This window comes from Shewanella sp. Pdp11 (assembly GCF_002838165.1).
Taxonomy (GTDB): Bacteria; Pseudomonadota; Gammaproteobacteria; order Enterobacterales; family Shewanellaceae; genus Shewanella; species Shewanella hafniensis.
On sequence record NZ_CP015194.1, the window covers coordinates 492368 to 511419 of the forward strand.

18 protein-coding genes are annotated in these 19052 nt (G+C 46.3%); 5 read left to right on the forward strand and 13 right to left on the reverse strand.

The genetic code is table 11. The features are described 5' to 3' along the window. Window positions 1-188 precede the first annotated feature (188 nt). Window positions 189-2387, forward strand: coding sequence for a TonB-dependent receptor domain-containing protein (locus AYJ58_RS02345; protein ID WP_106648622.1), 2199 nt, complete (start codon window positions 189-191; stop codon window positions 2385-2387). Window positions 2388-2492: 105 nt separating this feature from the next. Here the strand turns inward: AYJ58_RS02345 and AYJ58_RS02350 are convergent, their stop codons facing one another. Both AYJ58_RS02350 and AYJ58_RS02355 read right to left on the reverse strand, forming a co-directional pair. After that, window positions 2493-2921: a hypothetical protein gene (locus tag AYJ58_RS02350; RefSeq protein ID WP_106648624.1), complete on the reverse strand. Its 429-nt coding sequence runs from the start codon at window positions 2919-2921 to the stop codon at window positions 2493-2495. A 209-nt stretch (window positions 2922-3130) separates the two neighbouring features. Further along, complete coding sequence (locus AYJ58_RS02355; protein WP_232790849.1) at window positions 3131-4288, reverse strand: alpha/beta hydrolase-fold protein; 1158 nt, start codon at window positions 4286-4288, stop codon at window positions 3131-3133. 242 nt (window positions 4289-4530) lie between these two features. Between AYJ58_RS02355 and mtnC the strand changes: the two genes are divergently transcribed. After that, entirely contained in the window at window positions 4531-5211 is a 681-nt protein-coding gene (gene mtnC, locus AYJ58_RS02360; RefSeq protein ID WP_106648629.1) for an acireductone synthase, read from the forward strand. A 93-nt stretch (window positions 5212-5304) separates the two neighbouring features. On the opposite strand, the gene AYJ58_RS02365 is transcribed toward mtnC, so the two are convergent. From AYJ58_RS02365 to AYJ58_RS02380, 4 genes are all read right to left on the reverse strand, one after another. Next, window positions 5305-6396, reverse strand: a complete 1092-nt coding sequence (locus AYJ58_RS02365) for a hypothetical protein (RefSeq protein ID WP_106648631.1) — start codon at window positions 6394-6396, stop codon at window positions 5305-5307. Between the two features lie 292 nt (window positions 6397-6688). Further along, window positions 6689-7075 (reverse strand): carboxymuconolactone decarboxylase family protein, encoded by a 387-nt coding sequence (locus AYJ58_RS02370; RefSeq protein WP_106648633.1) that lies wholly within the window; start codon window positions 7073-7075, stop codon window positions 6689-6691. A gap of 219 nt (window positions 7076-7294) precedes the next feature. Beyond that, entirely contained in the window at window positions 7295-7651 is a 357-nt protein-coding gene (locus tag AYJ58_RS02375) for a MerR family transcriptional regulator (protein WP_106648636.1), read from the reverse strand. Between the two features lie 3 nt (window positions 7652-7654). Next, on the reverse strand, window positions 7655-8050 hold the full coding sequence (locus AYJ58_RS02380; RefSeq protein ID WP_106648638.1) for a GFA family protein: 396 nt from the start codon (window positions 8048-8050) through the stop codon (window positions 7655-7657). A gap of 156 nt (window positions 8051-8206) precedes the next feature. Here AYJ58_RS02380 and AYJ58_RS02385 point away from each other — a divergent pair, with 156 nt between their 5' ends. Next, entirely contained in the window at window positions 8207-8635 is a 429-nt protein-coding gene (locus tag AYJ58_RS02385; RefSeq protein WP_106651727.1) for an acyl-CoA thioesterase, read from the forward strand. A 62-nt stretch (window positions 8636-8697) separates the two neighbouring features. Beyond that, window positions 8698-8964: a GNAT family N-acetyltransferase gene (locus tag AYJ58_RS02390; protein ID WP_106648640.1), complete on the forward strand. Its 267-nt coding sequence runs from the start codon at window positions 8698-8700 to the stop codon at window positions 8962-8964. Here the strand turns inward: AYJ58_RS02390 and AYJ58_RS02395 are convergent. From AYJ58_RS02395 to AYJ58_RS02425, 7 genes are all read right to left on the reverse strand, one after another. Then, on the reverse strand, window positions 8961-9509 hold the full coding sequence (locus AYJ58_RS02395; protein ID WP_106648643.1) for an HPP family protein: 549 nt from the start codon (window positions 9507-9509) through the stop codon (window positions 8961-8963). The genes AYJ58_RS02390 and AYJ58_RS02395 overlap by 4 nt on opposite strands. Before the next feature lie 123 nt (window positions 9510-9632). Next, the gene (locus AYJ58_RS02400) at window positions 9633-10043 is read right to left on the reverse strand and encodes an acyl-CoA thioesterase (protein ID WP_106648645.1); all 411 of its coding nucleotides are present in this window, start codon (window positions 10041-10043) and stop codon (window positions 9633-9635) included. Between the two features lie 128 nt (window positions 10044-10171). After that, window positions 10172-12628 carry a toxin-antitoxin system YwqK family antitoxin gene (locus tag AYJ58_RS02405; protein ID WP_106648648.1) on the reverse strand — a complete coding sequence of 819 codons (2457 nt, stop codon included), beginning with the start codon at window positions 12626-12628 and terminating at the stop codon, window positions 10172-10174. Between the two features lie 140 nt (window positions 12629-12768). Next, complete coding sequence (locus tag AYJ58_RS02410; protein ID WP_106648650.1) at window positions 12769-14574, reverse strand: AMP-dependent synthetase/ligase; 1806 nt, start codon at window positions 14572-14574, stop codon at window positions 12769-12771. A gap of 128 nt (window positions 14575-14702) precedes the next feature. After that, window positions 14703-16013 (reverse strand): ABC transporter permease, encoded by a 1311-nt coding sequence (locus AYJ58_RS02415; protein ID WP_106648653.1) that lies wholly within the window; start codon window positions 16011-16013, stop codon window positions 14703-14705. Further along, complete coding sequence (locus tag AYJ58_RS02420) at window positions 16010-16873, reverse strand: ABC transporter ATP-binding protein (protein ID WP_106648655.1); 864 nt, start codon at window positions 16871-16873, stop codon at window positions 16010-16012. The genes AYJ58_RS02415 and AYJ58_RS02420 overlap by 4 nt, the downstream gene beginning before the upstream one ends. Before the next feature lie 52 nt (window positions 16874-16925). Continuing rightward, window positions 16926-17297, reverse strand: a complete 372-nt coding sequence (locus AYJ58_RS02425) for a GntR family transcriptional regulator (protein WP_106648657.1) — start codon at window positions 17295-17297, stop codon at window positions 16926-16928. A gap of 93 nt (window positions 17298-17390) precedes the next feature. Between AYJ58_RS02425 and AYJ58_RS02430 the strand changes: the two genes are divergently transcribed. Further along, window positions 17391-19052 (forward strand): alpha/beta hydrolase, encoded by a 1662-nt coding sequence (locus AYJ58_RS02430; protein ID WP_106648660.1) that lies wholly within the window; start codon window positions 17391-17393, stop codon window positions 19050-19052.

Sequence of the window (19052 nt, forward strand, 5' to 3'; positions counted from 1 at the left end):
CAACCCTAAAATCCAGCGTCCATTTTCAACTCGGCAATCCCTCATCTTATAAAATATAAAACCATCCATACAAAACACATTTACTTTGTTTGAACAATGTAAATTAAATGAGAATCGTTTGCATTTGTGTGTTACAAGCTTAAAATCTCTGCGATTTTTAAAGCCTCTCTATAAAAGGACTTAGTTGTATGAAAGCTCATCCATATTCTCTTCTCTATTATGCTTTACTTCCCTTTTTATCCTTCCACGCAGTTGCAGAAGATATCCATAAGAAGACAGAAGAAGCCACTAAACTAGAGGTCATACAAGTTATTGGAACTAAACTCGATTTAAAACAAAAAGCACTTGAAATCCCTAGGTCTATTACTGTTATTACTGATAAATATATCGAAGATACCCAAGCGTCCGAGCTGACCGATGTATTAATGCAAACCCCAAGTATCAGTGTAAATAATAACGATAGGCCTCTTATGGGGGATATCAGTATTCGCGGTTTTGGAAATGAAAGGATTAACCTCCAAGTTGACGGGGTAAATTACAAACAGTATAGCGATGGAAGCAATACTAATGGTTATATTAGCCCGCTCGATTTAGACCCCAGTGTCGTTAAAGCAGTAGAAGTCACTCGTGGAGCCGACGGCATATCAGCGGGAAGCGGTGCTATAGGGGGACAAATTAAAGTTGTCACTAAAAATGCGTGGGATTATACCGCTGGAAACGCGGGGGCAGGCGTGTTAGTAAGAGCTGGTATGGGTGATGTCGACTCCATGCGGCGCGGTGGAATTACCGCTTACTATGCGACTGAAGATTTAGGTATCGCATTGCATGCCAATAGACGTACCTTTGGCGATGTCGAAGTTAATCCAAGGGATGATGAAGACTCACTTAGAGGTCAAACTGAAATATTAAAAAATGATGGCAAAAATGATGACCTGCGCTTAAAACTCAATTTGGAAACTCCAATAGGCCGTTTCGACTCGGATACCTTTTACACTAATTCCAAAATAGCAGAACTCCCCTTTGGTAATAACACTAATTGGATTGATCAACCCTTAAACGAAAGTGAAACGGGTAAGCGTTTAAGCCAGTCATTGGCCTATCACCTCGATAGCCACTCCCCTTGGGTCAATCTGCAAGCACAAGTCTATTATCAAGACTACCAAAGAGTTCGCGAACAGCAAGGCAAGATCATACTCAACCCAACTGAATATCCATTCGATAAAAAAGATACTTTCGAGGATAAGAGCTTCGGCCTTAACTTGAGTAATGGCATAAGTCATGAAGTTAACCATTGGCGTGGTGAAGTTACTCTTTTTACCAATCTCGATTACAGCCAATTTCAAGACGAAGAATTTAATCGACTCACGAATACCAATGGCACTTACTATGGGAAAAGCCAAGGAGAAACCTTCGCTTTTGGCCTAAGACATGAATCTGATTACAGTACTTGGCTGAGCACAGAAGCAGGATTTCGCTTTGACTCCTATCAGAATGAATCCGATAACTACCCACAATTTGGTGAGAATAGGGATAATGCATGGTCAGCTAATGCAGGCTTGACCATTCGACCGACAGACTGGTTACGCCTCTATGGTCGCTATAATGAAAGCTTTCGTGGGCCAAATTTAAGGGAGCTATACAAGAAAGATGAATGGATTTGTCATAGACCAAGCAAACAATGCTACAGCGAACCGCAACCAGACTTAGAGGCCGAAAATAGCCGTAACTATGAAGTTGGATTTGGCTTAGTATTCAACGAACTTGCTTATGCCGATCGGCTCTTATTCAAACTCAACTGGTTTGATACCCAAGTGGAAAATTATATCGACACGGCACCTTATATGTACAAAATTGTTGATGGCCAAAAAGAACCTGCCTCCCCAACAGAAGCCACGCACAGAGATTATTCCAGTAAAAATATTGGCATGCTCTATTCAAGCGGTATCGAGGCAGAATTGACATATCAATATAATAATATTGATATGTTTGCTAATTACAGCAAAGTGAAGATGGATGTCGAGGGCATGCCCAACTTCTACCTAGGTACCATTGAAGATATTCGCCAGCCCTACAACCGCGCCCCCCAAGATAAAATCAATCTAGGAATTAGCTGGCAGCTGATATCACAACTGAGACTGTCATGGACATCGAGTTTTGCTATGGATATGACCCGTCTTCCCGAAGCACAACTCAAAAGAGAGATGGATGCAGAAGGCTATCAGCTTCACAGTGTATACCTAACTTATCAGGCGCCTTGGTTAGCGAGCCTAGAACTCAGGGCAGGTATTGAGAATCTTATGGATGAGAATTACTCAGTTTGGCCTGATGATGAGGAAAAAACCTTACCTGGACGTAACTACAAACTGGCACTCAGTTATCAATTCTAGAAAATGCATCAACGAACACTATCTTCTGACTAAATTGTAAATTCACAAAATCAAGGCCATTGAAAACAACTTTAATGGCCTTATATTTTTAGTCTACTCAATTTTTTAGCTCAACCTCAACTCGAAACGCTTAGCTCTACGCTGTAGTAACCAGAAGATGATTAACACCCCAAAGGAAGCGGCTAAAGTGGTCAGCGTCAGCGCAAAACCTTTGAATGATAATAGGTTTAAGCTAAAACCATCTAACGCTAACACAGCCAAGCCCAGTGGCATTTGGATAAACACAGCGGTGAACCAATCGAAGGGAAGTTTAGGAAAAATCCTGTGGTAAGCGTAAAGCACTAAACCTGCTAGCAATATCAGCAAACTCGCATCGTGAGCCCCTAACAGCAGGTACTCCACACTGTTCGGCGTAATCTTGGGTACAGCACTTAACATATCTAGCATATAACCCGCGCTAGCAACTAATGAGAAACTGATAAAACTCAATAAAGCTAATAAGATACCAAAACCAAATGCGGGTAAATATTTCATTTATCTCTCTCTATTCGCAGCTGAAAATACGCAGTCTCATCTCCCGAAAAACCACTGCATAGAAACCACAGGATAGAAAAAGGACTGTAACTACAATAACAGCCAAAATTTCCCTTAGCTATTAAGACCATAGTCTTATGGCTAGCACAAACCCGTGCGCGTTATACGGTGAGTAAACAGGTAAAACGCAAGCGCCAAAGTTAATTCACTTATTTATCCGCCTGATATTCGGCTAACTGTTTACGGTATTTGTCTTGGAAGAATGGATGGTCCGTTAACTCAAGCGCTTGCTTTTCATACTTAATCGCTTCAGCTTGTTGACCTTGGCTCGCATAGACACTTGCCAATGCATGGCTGGCCTCGAATGCTGTTGGGATCGCCTTTAAGGTTTGCTGATAAATGTCGATAGCTTTGGCAGGATCAGTCGTCTCGAAGGAACGTGCCAACGCGATAAGCGAATCGGTAGCGGGCACGTCAAAACCATATTTGTCGTTCGACAGGGTTTTATAATGCGCCAAAATAGCGGCTACGCCTTGACGTGATATGGTCGAGTCAGGCTTAAGCACTTGGTGTACATCGTTAAAAATAGCTTCAATACCATAAGCCGTCGCCAAAATAGGTTGCGTCATATAGTAAGTGCCATCGAAGCGCTTGATGCGGTAGTCGAGAGAATCCGTGGCGTTCGCTTTAATGATGGCTTCAAGCTTGCCAAAGTCAGCTAACTGATTTTGTTCGAAATCACTGTCGCTAGTGCTCATAAAAAGGAATCTTGGCTTCCCTTTCATCCCTGCGAGCTTCTTTGCAGCATCTGCCATTACAAAAGCGTAGTTATCATCCAGTACGGGACTTGCGGCGATGTAAGCATTAAATAGGCTTGGGCGATTCAAAAGCGTATAAAGACTAAAAGTGGCATTGCCAGTAAAGCCATTAAGGATCCGAAAACCATTTGTGCGATATTGTTTGTCGATAGCAGGCAGTAGATCTTGTTCCATAAAATCCAAAAACTGCTGATTTTCTTGCTGCTTAATGGCTAAAGTTTTTAACTCACCTAAGCCTGCATGACCATCTGGCGCCGTCACGATAATGGTTTCCAGCCAAGGCCAGCCACCGTTATGACTCATCCAGTCTTCCATTCCAGCGAGATAGCCATGGCTACGAGGATGTAAATCCACCAGCACCACATAGCGTTTATCCGCTTTCGATTGGTAACTCGCTGGTAATGTCACCTTAAAGTCAGCGGGCTCAGTTAACAGGCTCGAACTGACCTTTAACATCTGTGGTTGAGCGGGAAAGGTATTATCGGCATTTGCTGACACACTGAAGAATGCAAAGCAGTAAATCACCAGCAGAATTAATAGCGTACGCATAAATTTCATTCCTTGAAAATCAAATATATAAGTATCAGCCGAAGTTAACACCCGTATTCTTGAAAGTAAATCCGATATCACGGCCTAACCCTTTCGCCAAACACATACCCAATATTAGCCATTCCCATTTTGGTTGTGATGGCGGTGGTAAGACTCGCGAAATAGACTAGCCAATTTCACCAATAACGCTTAGGATCGGAGTTGCATTTTTTAGCCAACATATTGTGGAGTATCAAAACATTATGGGTATCAGAGCCATAGTCGTAGACACAGCAGGCACCACGACAGACCTAAACTTTATCCAAGATGTACTATTCCCCTATTCTGTCAAAGCCTTGCCAGACTTTTTAGAACAGAACCAACACAATGTATTGGTTGAAAACTGTATTTGTGACACTAAAGATATCGCCCTAGAGCCAGATGCGGACTTAGCACGCGTGACTGAAATTTTGCAGCAGTGGGTCAGCGAAGATCGTAAAGCAACACCGCTCAAAACCCTGCAAGGCTTGATCTGGAAGCAAGGCTACGGCCATGGCGAATTTAAGGGCCATATCTTCCCTGACTTTATTGAAGCAGTGAAACGCTTTAGCGCGCAAAATCTACGTATTTATAGCTTTTCATCGGGTTCGGTCGATGCGCAAAAACTGTTGTTCAGCCACAGTGACGGCGGTGATTTAACCGAGATGTTTAACGGTCATTTTGACACCCGTACCGGCAACAAATTAGATAAACAGGCTTACTGCAATATCCTCAACACTATCAGCTTAAGCCCTAAGCAAGTGCTGTTTGTGTCTGATGTGATTGAAGAATTAAAGGCTGCCGACGCTGCAGGCATGATGACTTGCCAAATGGTACGCGATAGCAAACAACGCACGGGTGAGTTCCGCACCATCAGCAGCTTCGATGAGTTACTGATTGAATAACGTGATTGTTGAATAACACGATAGTCGACTCACTCCGCCAAGCTGATTTAGCCAAAATGAAAGCGACCTTATGGTCGCTTTTTATGGGGCAGCTTATTTGACCTTTTCCGTCAAAGGAAACGCGGCCGAGATACACTTTTTCACCTCAAAACGATAACCATAATCCGCTTTCTTATCCGGCGTTATCTGCAAAATCTCATAGTCATTTAACTCGATCACATTCGACTCGGCGGGCTTTTCACAACGCGAACGGCTATTGGCTTCAAGTGTGAAAGCGAACGTCGCCAGCCATTGCCGGACTAAATACTGATATTGAGTTCGCACCGAGGCGTAAGCCCTTTTGCGCTCTTCCTCTTCTTGCTCGCTGTCATCATGACTATTGTCGGCCTTGCTCGATTTATCGCTTTCAGAGTCAAGAGCTGTCTGAGTTAGCTCTACAATAGGTGCCGTTAGCACATCGGTCGCATCCGGCAACTGTCCCGATTTAGGCTCGCGAGGAGCATGCTTAGCGGCTTCTTGGGGAGAGGTAATAAAGTTTCGAAACGAGGTTTCAATGCGAGTCTCTAGATCAATTAACAGGCTCAAGTGATACAAAACCACAGTCGCTAGCACGATACGGATCATAAAGGTCGTTTTACGAAATGAAGTATGCGAGGTAAGCCGTAACGATTTGACACCTAAAGGTTTAAGCAAAAAAATCAATACTAAATAGATGGGAATAATCAACTGCAATGCCAGCAGCACAATCGCGCTCACCATTAAAAACCAAGCTGGCATATAGAGTAAAATCGCTAAGTTATGGGTGTAATCCAGATGACTTGCCGACACCCCAACCACTTCGTTCACTATAGCGCCTGACCAACCTAAGGCAAAATTGGCAATAATGGCGTAAAACAGCAACAACACGGCCTTGCCCGCTAGACTGTGCCAGACCCGCTCGAACACAGGCCAAAACTCGATGGCCATGGCGATGACAGCAATCACTGCGACCACACCCATCAAATCGGAACTAAAGGCCAATATCAAGGCAATAAGATACAGCTTTTGCGCAAAGGATAACTTAGCAAACCCTTGGCTTAGGTAGTGCCACAACTTGCTCAACTCTAGCAGGAGCTTGCTAAGTAAAGGCTTGATGACTTGCCGTAAGTACTGACAAGCAGATTCAGTGTAATGAACTAAATTCATTATAATTTTAAATTCCGTTTACGATTAAGACGAACATAAGTTGTCGATCTAAGCTGCAAAATCTATGGCGATACTCGCGTCACCTATGCCAGTGTAGCGACTAACTTTGGCAATTCACTAGCAAAATTTGCCGAGTCCTCCCTTACGGCGAAATGAATCTCCCACGAGATTCTATGTCGATGACGCGGAGCAGACATATCGTTTAAAGGGATTTAGAAGTAATAGTTATGAGTAAATCAAAGCGACCTTAAGAACAACCCATAAGGTGTTATGAACCTAACTTAGAATAGACTCAAACGACACTTAACTCCCGCTCGGCAAAGACAGCTTTCGCGACAAACATGCCATTCAGTGCTGCGGGGAAGCCAGCATAAACCGACATTTGCAGTATCACTTCGACGATTTCCTGCGGCGTACAACCAACATTCAACGCGCCGTTGATATGGACGTTAAGCTGCGGCTGGCAATGCCCTAATGCTGTGAGCGCGGCGACTGTGACTAACTCCCGTGTTTTAAGATCGAGTCCTTCACGTTGATAAATATCCCCAAAAGGATATTCGATAATGTACTTGCCCAAGTCGGGGCAAATATTTGCCAGACTGTTGATCACTTTCTCGCCCGCCTCGCCGTCGATTTCTGTCAGCTTAGCTAAGCCCTGCATATACCTTTGATTACTCATTTTTAACTCCTTTGGATTGGACCACAGAAGTCAGCTTACGCCTTAGAGTTAACTCTAAGTCAACGGCTGATTGATGAATAACATAGGCAGTTATATGCTTGAAGCAGGAAGACAGCAGCGACAGATAAAAAATAATAATATTAATATATTAGGATTTAAACGCGGAACTGAGCGACTGAACCGAATCGCTAAATAGGTGGCTAAATGGAATCGCTAAGCTTAATCACTGAAATGCGTTTGGTAATAGCAGATTTTTTGCTCGAGGGCGATCAGGTGCGCCTGCTCTTGGCGAATACGCTCGGCTAATTGTGCGGCATGTTGCTCAAGCAATTGCTGCCGCGGGCCTGCGGTTGTATCGCCTTGAGCACGCAACTCGGCATAGGTCAAAATCTGCTTTAGTGGCATGCCCGTTTCTTTTAAGCGATTGATAAACTCAATCCACTGCGCCTCTTTCTCAGCATAATCGCGGTGCCCGCTCGCATTTCGCACCACAGACTGCAGCAGGCCGATTTTCTCGTAATATCTGAGCGTGTGCGCCGACAAACCTGTGAGTGCAGCAAACTGACCTATGTTCATAATCTAACGATCCGCAGGATGATTAACACCATCATTAGTAGGCACCTCACCCAGTTCATAGGGATTCACACCTTCGAGGCAACCAATATTGTAACCATATTCATGGGGATTGGAGCGCCGCTGGTGATGGGTGTAAATGCCGCAGTTGGAGCAGAAGTAATGCTTGGCGGTTTTGGTATTAAATTCATAGCATTTCAGCACATCTTCACCCTTGAGGATCTTAATCCCCGCCAGCGGAACCGAGCCGACAATCGCGCCCTTACGACGACAGATTGAGCAATCGCAGCGGCGAGGATTTTCAATGCCATTAGGCAATGACAATTCCAATACCACAGCACCACAATGGCAAGATGCTGTGTGTTTTGGCTGAATAAGAGTATTGCCCACTTGTTTAATCACACTCGACTCCTTGTTTCGCTTAATGTTATCGCTAAATGTCCATAACGCTATGGCTTGTCGCTTGTTCTTTATGCTGCTAGTCTGACCATCTTAAACGAGCGTTTCAACTCGCATTTTTAGATGGACAATTCAATGCCAAACACACTTGAAAACACAATGGAAAAGTTTCTCGCACAGCACCCTATAGTGACCGAAATCCCTGTGGCTTGGGGCGAAATGGATGCGTTGCAACACGTCAACAACGTCGTCTATTTCCGCTATTTTGAAACAGCCCGTATCGACTTCTTCAATCGCCTCTTCCCACTGGATACCCTGTATAAATCCGGCATTGGCCCCGTAATCAGCGAAAATCAGGCTCGCTATAAACGCCCAGTGACTTTCCCCGATACTTTATTGGTAAGTGTCAGCATTAGCGATATTCACAGCGATAGATTTACCATGCATTATCAGGCTTTTAGTAAACAGCAGCAGGCAGTAACCACCTTAGGCACTTCAGTCGCCGTGATGTTTAATTTTAAAACCGGCAAAAAAGCCGAATTACCCGCAGAACTGCTGACGATTCTCAAACAGCACGAAGTCGCTTAAGCTAACCAAATCGATAGCTAAATTGCCAGCACACTTTAGGCCATACCTTGAGGGAAGCATATATGTCAGATAACGAAAATATCGAAATAGCCATTGAACATCAACAGGATAAACAACGTTTTATTATCCCTGTAGATGGCTATGAAGCCGTGTTGGAATACCAATTATCAGGCAAAGATATCGATTTTAGCCGCACCTTTGTCCCCAACGAACTGCGCGGTAAAGGACTTGCCGAACGCTTAGTTCGCCACGGGCTTAAATGGGCCAAAAGCCAAGATTTGACTATCCAAGCCAGCTGCTGGTATGTGCAGAAGTTTTTGAAAAGCTAAATCCAATACACAGGGTAATGGCGCTTGGGATCGGTGGAGAGGTTATTGACTACCAGCGCAACCAGTAAGAGTAATACTGAGCCGAGAAATACTGGCATTAGCGCGTAGAGAAAGCCGAGTTGATGTACGTTCTCACCGCCTATCACGGCAATCAGTGCCGTTGCACCGCCCGGTGGATGCAGAGTGCGAGTCAGGTACATGAATGCGATAGACAGGGATACTGCTAAGGCGCTGGCTAGCACCACATAATCGCCACACACTTGGTACACTGCGACCCCAATTAAGGCCGATAAGACACTGCCGCCAATCAAGTTACGCGGCTGAGAAAATTCCGCCAGCGGTGCGCCATAGACTAATACCGCCGACGCCCCGAATGAGCCAATCACAAACATAGTGCCGACGAGGTTTTCGCTCATATAATTTGCGAGACTCGCGACTAAGTAAATGCCACAGAAAGCCCCAACCCATGACCACACAATCTTTTTAAGTGGCTGTCTTGGTGGACAAATATCCTTCGAGCGCATGCGGGTAAAATAGATTCTCATGATTAATCCGAACCGATAAAAATTTGGCGATACAGGTAAGTGATCTGCATCACAGTTAGCGGGTCGACAAATTAACGCTTCAGCAGCGCAATTGCAATTGCGCTGACCGAGAGACAGGGCAGATTAAGCGCTTTCACCATTCAGCTTGGCGAGCATTTCGCGGATATCTTCAGGGATAGGGCGGCTTTTTTCGCAGCTGTAGTCGTAATGTACCAGTGTGGTTTTCACTTCGGCGGTCTTGTTACCCGCTTGCCAACAGGTTTGAGTCAGTTCGAAACTGCTGTTGCCGATGCGGCTGACAAAGGTTTTCACTGTCACGCTTTTGCCGTAATAAGTCGGCGCGATAAAGGCCACGGTAAAGCCGGCCACGATAAGATTCCACTGATGTAAATCCAACTCTGGATTAAAAATCTCGAAAATTGGTGTGCGCGCGGCTTCGCACCATACAGGGATCACTGTGTTGTTGATATGACCTAGACCATCGGTTTCAGTGAATCTTGGGTGGATTTCGAGGTTGTATTCGGTAACTGACATTCGGACTTCCCTTTTATTGTTATTCTGTAAGCTGATGAATTTAATGATTATCGCGATTAAGCTACCCGCACCAAATTCATCCTTTATCCCAAGCCTACCAGACCCTAAAGGCTAAACAAACCTAGACCTTAGAATTGGCAACTGGCAGTATCTGCCGTTTGCTTGCCATTGGCATCATACTTTTTAAAGCATCCTGCCTTACCCATATTAAAAATTTTTTCATAATCTAACTTGCCACTATTGTAGGACTTAAACACGCCATGGCTTTTTGGGTTTTCTAAGTGATAAATAGTGCGACCTTTGACCATTTTAGAATGAGCAGCAAACCCTGGGTCTTCCTGATAGATCACCCCCTTGATATAACGCTTATGGACCACATGCTGTTCATCGATGCGCAGCATTTCTTGCGCGATTTGGCCATTAGAGTCGTAACACACTTTATCCACGGCATAATTGCTATCTAACTCTTCAATACAATTCACGGCACCATTATCAAAATACTCCCGCTGTATACCACAGCGCGCAATGGCGTTATCCCAGTAGTAAGGTTCACCGTTCCAGGTTTCGCCTTCTTGCTGGCAGTAGTTCCAAAAATGCTTTAACTGACCGTTCGGATAGAAGCTGTAATGGGGGCCAGAGAGACGGTTATTCACAAACTGACCATATTGAGAGAGTGAGTATCCACCATCTGTGGAATAACTGATACTTGGGCCGTATTCCTTACCCGCTTTAAAGGCCTTCATATACTTTAAACGGCCGTTGGAATCGAACTGATATTCTTTATCTACGGCGCCATTAGTGTAATAGGACAATTTATATAACGTGCCGCTGTCGAGATATTCACGCTGCTCGCCGTGCTTTATCGATGAGGTTGTTTCACTTTTATTATTGATCACCCCTTCACAATCATCTGAGTAGGGATTCTCACGCATGATACATTCATCGTGCGAAGGCTTTAGCGCCACCGCTTCATTAAATTTATAACTCGTTAATTCAGCCAGCTCACTGCTCCGGGGGTTAAAACGCATTTGCTGGCCATCTAACTCACCTTGGCGATAGTTAGAAATATCTACCATAATATTCTGACTGGAATACCAAATACTCTGACCATTAAGCCTACCTTGCTCATAATGGCGGATATTAAACATCCGATTATTCTTGTCGAATGATTTAGACTCACCTTGACGCAAGCCGTTGATATAATTCACTTCAGTACGAGCCCCGTTCTCGGTTTTAAATATCCAAGGACCAGTGCGTTTTCCTCCAAGGTAAGCCCCTTCGCCGACCTGATCGCAAAAATGTCCGCGGGTCTCTTTATCGACCCAAGGCCCTTGTTTTATGCCTTGTTCATAGCGACCTTTCGTCCCATCTTGCTCTAACCATTCACCGTCTTTGACTCCGTTGCGATAAATGCCTTTTTCCATTAATTGCTTAGCGCCTTCGGTGCTGGAGCCATAATCTGGTGCATAAATTTCGTAGGGGCCGTCGAGCACATCCTGATTGTAGTGGGCAAAACCGAAGTTATCGGCCTCATCGAATATTGACTGTGCAATCCATTTACCTTGTTTTTTACCGTCAAGGTATTCGCCTTCCCAATAGGTTTCTCGGCTATCGGCTTCCATCCACTTACCGACTTTTTTACCCTGCTTGTAATCGCCCGAATACATCACATTGCCATTGCGGCCATCGTAAGCAACATAGGCACCATCGAGCAGACCTTGGGCATAATGACTTTCACTCGCAAGCCCTGCCCAAGTGCTACCCATGCCCATACTCATAAAATTGTAGAATGGGCCTGTGCGGGGGATTTCAGCGCCGCCGCTTTTAAGCCAGTCGAAGTGATCGGCCTCAAAGGCCACACTCACCAATACAAAACTACCGTCTTCTTCGCTATAACCACTGCGATCAAAGGTGGTCACTAAGCTGTATTGGCGCTCAATGCCTTGAGCATCTTTATCTTTGCGAGTCAGTGGATAACGTAATTTATACTCGACGGCGGTTTTTACATCGACGGGTGAACCTTCGGAATTTCGATAACCCACTAAGGTCGGTTTGAGCTTAGTTGAGCCATCGACAATCGCTTTAATGGCAGGATCTTCAATTGCTTCAACATCATAGGTCATACGGTACTGTTGTGGCGGAATCTGGCTTAGCACTTTACGGACGCCGCCCACGGTAAAGGTGGTAATGGTCGGTGCCAGTTCATCGAGCACAACTTGTAGACGCGGTAGTTTAGTCAGCTCTTCCCCCTCAAAACCATAGCCGCGCAGATGCTGACCATCTTCATCCTTGAGCATGACGATCACTTCTTTGGTGCCGCCTTTATCAAAGTCATAGTAAAACACCGCCACAATTTCAGCGCGGCCGTAATCGTCAATGCGCACGCCTGGCGCATCGCCGTAGAGCATTTCGCTCCATACGTGCTGGTCTTTTTGATAGAAATCGAGCCATTGGCCGTTAGGAAGATCCACGGGACCGTGAACCACTTTGTCGAAATCCGCCGCCACCGCAGCAGGAATGACCGCAAAAGAAGAAATTAACACAGCACCGACAGCGGCGCATAAATGACGAATCGAAAGTTCCATTTAACTATCCTTTACACCGACACCTTGCGCCTCGTGCGCACCAGTAAACGGGGCGAATTTTAAGCTAAGTTAGGCGCTTCAGGAAGTAGCAGAAACAAAAAAGGCCGCAATAGCGGCCTTTAGTAACAATGACTTAACAATCAATTGTTATACATAGCATTTATTTCATGGGCATATTTATGGTAAATCATTTTGCGGCGCAACTTGAGCGTTGGGGTAATTAAACCCGCTTCCATCGAGAAAGCTTCAGGCAAGAGGGTGAACTTTTTAATCTGTTCAAATCCCGCCAGCTCATGCTGCAACTGCTTTAAGCGCTGCTCAAAATGTTCAACCACATGGCTATGGCGCAGCAATTCTAAAGGCGACTCATACTTCAGCCCTTTGTCCTTCGCCCACGCTTCCAGTGACTCAAACGCTGGCACAATTAAGGCGGTCACATAGTTACGCGCATCGGCAATAATCGCCACTTGTTCGATAAAAGGACAACAGCCCACAGCGCCCTCAACCCGTTGCGGCGCAATATATTTGCCGTTAGAGGTTTTCATTAACTCTTTGATACGGTCGGTAATAAATAAGTTACCCTTCGCATCGAAACGCCCTGCATCACCGGTTTTTAACCAACCATCTTCAAATGCAGCAGCGGTATCTTCAGGACGATTGTAATAACCACGCATCACAGTGTCGCCGCGGACTAAAATCTCATCGTCCTTACCCAGCTTAATTTCGATTTCAGGTAGGACTTTACCGTTTGATCCGGCAACACGATTGTCCAAGGTGTTACAGGTCACAGTGGCGTTGGTTTCGGTCATGCCGTACCCACAAAGTACAGGAATATTTATCGCATGAAAGAAACTGCCAACATTCACATCTAATGCCGCGCCACCGCAAGGCATAAACTTCAAACGTCCACCGAGCACAGCTTGCAACTTGCTATACACAAGTTTGTTAGCTAAACGCCATTGCAGCGATAACCATAATCCGCCCTTAGCACGACCTTGGCCGACTTCGAACTGACGCCCGCCAACGCGCATAGCCCAAGCAAACAGCCTCTTACGGCCATCGGCTGACTTGGCGACTTTATCTTGTACGGCGCTGTACACTTTTTCGAGGAAACGCGGCACCACACACAAGGTATGTGGACGTACGGCGCTAATCGCCTCTTTCACTCTTTGGGTATTTTGCAGATAAACGTTATGACCGCCACGGCACAAAACGTAGAAACTCCAACTGCGCTCAAATACATGACTTAATGGCAAAAATGCCAAAGACACATCGCCAGCTTTAAAAGGCAAAATATGATCGTGTTGACGTATAGTCGAGGCCATATTGCGGTAATCCAGCATCACGCCTTTAGGATCGCCCGTGGTGCCAGAGGTATAAATTAAGGTCAGTAAATCATCGAGATTAGCCGCCTGTAAACGCTGGTTAAGCTCAACTTCTTGCTTAATAGCTTTCGCATCGTCCGCTAGCAGGGCATCTAAATGCCAATGCTGAAAAGCTTTGTCGGCTGCGAGTGCCACGCTGGCATCAAAAACAATCACATGCTCTAGGCTTGGGCATAAGGTTTGAAGCTCGCAGGCCATAGCATATTGCTTAGCATCGTCGACAAACATAACCTTCGCCGCGGCATCGTTAACGATAAAGCTTGCCTGCTCGACGGTACTGGTGGGGTAAATCGGCACCACAACGGCGCGACTTTTAAGTGTACCGACATCGGCACAGGTCCACTGTGGGCAATTTTGCGCCAGAATAACGCAACGGTCTTGCACTTGTACGCCAAGTTCGATCAACACTTGTGCAATTTTACTGCTAATTTGGTCAAAGGCCTGCCAACTCACCTGATGCCAAGGAGCGGCCATTTCAAAACCTTCCAGCGCTATCGCGTCTTTTAAAGACTCGCTCTGCTGCTGTAATAGTCGAATAACATGATATTGATCGAGAGACATAAGAGACTCACCTTTTAGCTTACAAGTGTACCGCTTTTGCGCCATTCTACCTGAAGGCCAGCCAAAAACTAAGAGTTTTTGCTCTAATCTTGTGCAAGCTAAGTCCCAATATCGCAATCTATATCCGTTTAGCCGCTAATGACATCTCCCTTCCAGAGGGTTTTCTTGCCCCAAAACAGGACTATGCTCCCAAGTATCATTAAGAGCATATCCCAGATAAACCAATCACCTAGATTGCCGCCATCGCGTAACGATGCAAGGCTGATGGAAACCCACAGGGAATGTCCCGCGACAAACATCATAGTGAGCGTGACATGCAACACTCGGCGACACATACAGCCAAAACCTAAGGTCAAAGCGCAGGCCCAATAAGTGCTGAGCACCAGATGACCCACTAACGGCATATTCAGATCACCACTGAGCCAACCCAGCAGTAAACTACACGCCAGCATAATGCCGACGACCACATTCAGCAGTCGTTGCTGCCCACGGCAAAAAGCCGCAATAAGCCCTTTTCGGCCATCAAACCCAGGCATCAGCAATAAGGTTTCAGTCGAGCGCGAACGCTGCACTCGACTCCAATGCACAAGAGCACAGCTAATCACGCTGAACTGTGCCAACAGCAGTAATACAGGGAAATTCTGATGAAATTGGTGCGATAACACCCCAAGCACTAAACAGACTGCCGGTATAAGCAGCAATAAAATCGTCAGCATAGGGCCGATAAAAAAATTAGTGGGATGCAGATAACGCTCAAAGCGGCTCAAAATGCGCATCGATTGCAAATTTGGCAGCCAGAACCAGCCCATTTCGAGGCCATTGAGGTACACGGTTCTCGCCTCAGCACGCCAAGGTAAAGCACGGCAGGTACGGACAATAAGCGCACCTAATACCACCAGTGCAATCGCACTAAACCATAGGGAAATATAACCTGTAATCAAGGAGATAAACGGCACTAAAACAAACAATAAAAAGGAAGCGTAAAACCACTGAGTGCTGAGTAAACACAGGTAAATAAAGGCAAAACTCATCACCAAGGCCAGCACTAAGGTGGACAGGCTAGACATTGAACCCAGAGCCAAACAAATTAACACGCCTATGCCAAACACGCTGGTTAACACCACAGCACTTTGAATATAAATATGGCGACGATAATGGGGAATTAACTGAGCGCACTCGCTCGCCATCAAACGTATAAGTTGCCACGCCACCGCCGCCGAGCTTGAAACGATTCCCATAGAAAACAACAGTTCAGCACTGTCACTTTTGCCCTGCAACGCAGTAATGCAACCTAAGACCATTCCCAATAAGCCAGTACCCAAAAAGCTCACACTGCCGACATCAAAGCACCAAAGACGCAGCATGCCTTTAAATGGATTCATCAACCGCGCGCCTTTCATTTTAGCTGTCGGCGTGATGTTTAGTTCTGGCGCACTCATCTGTGTAGCTCCATAAAAAGCTGTTCCAGATTAAGGGCTTCGTTCTTTAATACACCCGAGATTGGCGCGCTGTACTCGCCTAAATCAACCAGCACAGAATCACCGACACGGCTGAGCACAGTGACCGACTCAGGCAAAACTGTTGCAGGCGAGAGTGTGAGTAAACGCACTTGTTCCCGTAGAGCATCGATTTCTTTAAACAGCACTAATTCGCCGCGTTTAATCAGCGCCACATGGCTGGCAACCCGCTCGATATCAGAGGTGATATGGGATGAAAACAGCACAGCGGAACCCGATTCGAGGGCGAGATCGAACAAATCGACCATAAATTTGCGCCGCACAATCGGGTCGAGACTGGCAACCGGCTCATCGAGGATCAATAGCTCAGGACGATAAGCCATCGCCATAATCAAGGCTAGCGACTGTCTTTGCCCCACAGATAAACGTTGCACCTGTTGGGTCACATCTAACTCGAAACGTACTAACCAATCTTGTTCTAATTGCCTGTCCCAATTAGGATAAAAGCTGCGGTGTAAATCGAGAGCCCGTTCAATGGTAAAACCTTCATAACCAAAAGGTTGCTGCGGCACATAACCTAAGCGCTCCTTTGCCTTTGAGGTTAAGTTTTCGGGCATTTCGCCTAAGGTAACAATACTGCCAGAATCCGGCGTAAGCACGCCTAAGGCGCAGCGCATTAGGGTCGATTTACCCGCCCCATTTTGCCCTAATAGCCCGACCACCATGCCCGCCGACAAGGTTAACGATAAATCCTTAAGCGCCCACTTTTCACCCGCGCCTTTGCCGCGAAAGACTTTATTCACTTGGTTAAATTCAAGTATTGGTGTGCACGCTTGGTCCATCGAATTTCATCCTTTTTTATTCTATTTATCGATAATAGACAGTAGGTTAACGCTAGTCTTGCCAGCGTTCATTTATCAATTGTATTAACTCAGACAGGCTGACGCCTAACTGTTTAGCCTGCGATAACAAAGCATCGAGCTGGGGTTCGAGCATGCTCGCCCCCGATGCCATAGTCTCAGTGCGCAGCGCAACTTTTGTCGCTTGGCCGCGGCGGCGTTCGAGCCACCCCTGATCGACAAGCTGCTGAATCGCACGGGAGACAGTCATAGGATTCACTGCAAGATGCTCGGCAATCTGGCGCACAGAGGGCAAGACATCATCCACTTGCAGTTGACCGCCCACAATTAAGCGCACGACTTGCTCGTGTAATTGTTTATAAATGGGTTCGCCACTGCTGGGGTTGACATTTAAAAGTTCTAACATTAGCCTTTACACACTGTATTAATACATTGATACACCGATACACTGGTATTTAAATTAACACACTCGTCCTGAAATGCAAAAAGGAAAGCGCGCATGATAGATAGCATGACACACAGGAAGTTAAGCAAAACCGCTCAACGCCCTTCGCCCACTCGGCAACTGCATGGTACGGCTAATACCACGCTTGCCACATGGCGCACGCATATTTTAGGCTCGCGCATATTAAGCATAAGCGCACTTATGCTGGCGATGGCAAGTACGGCGACGTGGGCGAGTGATGTAAAAAGCCAACAGACACAAGCGGCTGATATCGCGAGTAACATAGCGAATAACACCGACACTTGTTATGTAGAAGGTGTATCCGATCGCCTAAACTGCGGTTTTGTGACTGTGCCTGAAAACCCCAACAAACCCGATGGCAAGCAGATCCAAGTGCATTACGTGGTCTTGCCCGCGGTGAAAAACGTCAACCATGAAGAAGCCTTACTCGCCATTGCTGGCGGCCCAGGACAATCGGCCATAGACAATGCCGCGGGTTTTGATGCCATGCTGAGCAAAGTTCGCCAACAGCGGGATATCTTGCTGATAGACCAAAGGGGCACAGGCCGCTCGAATCTGCTGACCTGCAATGAAGGCGCACAATCTCCACTGTCATTCGATGATGACAATGCCGACACCAAAGCCGAAACCCAAAAATGCTTAGCCAAAATCGATGCCGACGTCACCCAATACGGTAGCCTCAATGCGATTAAAGACTTCGAAGCCGTGCGCCAGCATTTGGGCTACAAAAAACTGCATGTTTACGGCATCTCCTACGGCACGCGTATGGCGCAGCTTTACATGCGTTTATACCCTGCACACTTAGCCACAGTGACCTTAGACGGCATAGTGCCAATGCAGCAAAGCGTGTTAGAAATCGGCGCATCGATTGATCGAGGCTTTGATTTACTCTTTAAGGATTGCCAAGAAACCACCGCTTGTCATACGCAATTCCCTGAGCTTAAAGCTGAATTCGACCAAGTCGCGGCCTCACTCGCCAAAGCGCCCGTGATGGAAAACGTCTACGACCCAGTCACGGGTGAAAAGACCATGCTGACTATGACGCGCGGTAAGTTCTACGGCTCCATCCGCATGGCGCTGTATCAAGCTAATGTGCGCGCCTTAGTGCCCCATGCGATTCATCAAGCGGCGAAACACAACTTCCAACCCATACTCGGTTTGTATTCCCTCACTATCGACAATGCTGGCATGGCGATGGGTATGCATGCATCCGTGGTCTGTGGCGAAGATATGCACCGTATTACGCCCGCCATGCGCGAGCAGGCTCAGCATTCCTTTATGGGCAAAACTATGCTCGAAGGCTTAGAAGCCACCTGTGAAGTATGGAAAGTCCCCTCGGTCGATGACAGCTTTAGCGAGCCCATCAGCAGCGATATTCCGACCTTGTTGTTATCCGGCGAAATCGACCCCGCGACACCACCGAGTTGGGGCGAGTTAGCGATGGAAAAACTCACCAATGCCAAGCACTTTGTCGCACCCTATGCGACCCACGGCGTAGCCTATCAATCCTGCGCTAATAACCTGATTGCCGATCTCGTTCGCTCGGGTTCCGTTAAGGATCTCGACGGCGAATGTTTAAAGAAAGATGTGCGCCGCAGCTTTTATTTGAATGCCAGCTCGGTAGAACCGCTTGATGCTACCGGCACAAAAAACACGACAACTGATGATAACGCCAGCACTGGGGCCAAGGAGTAA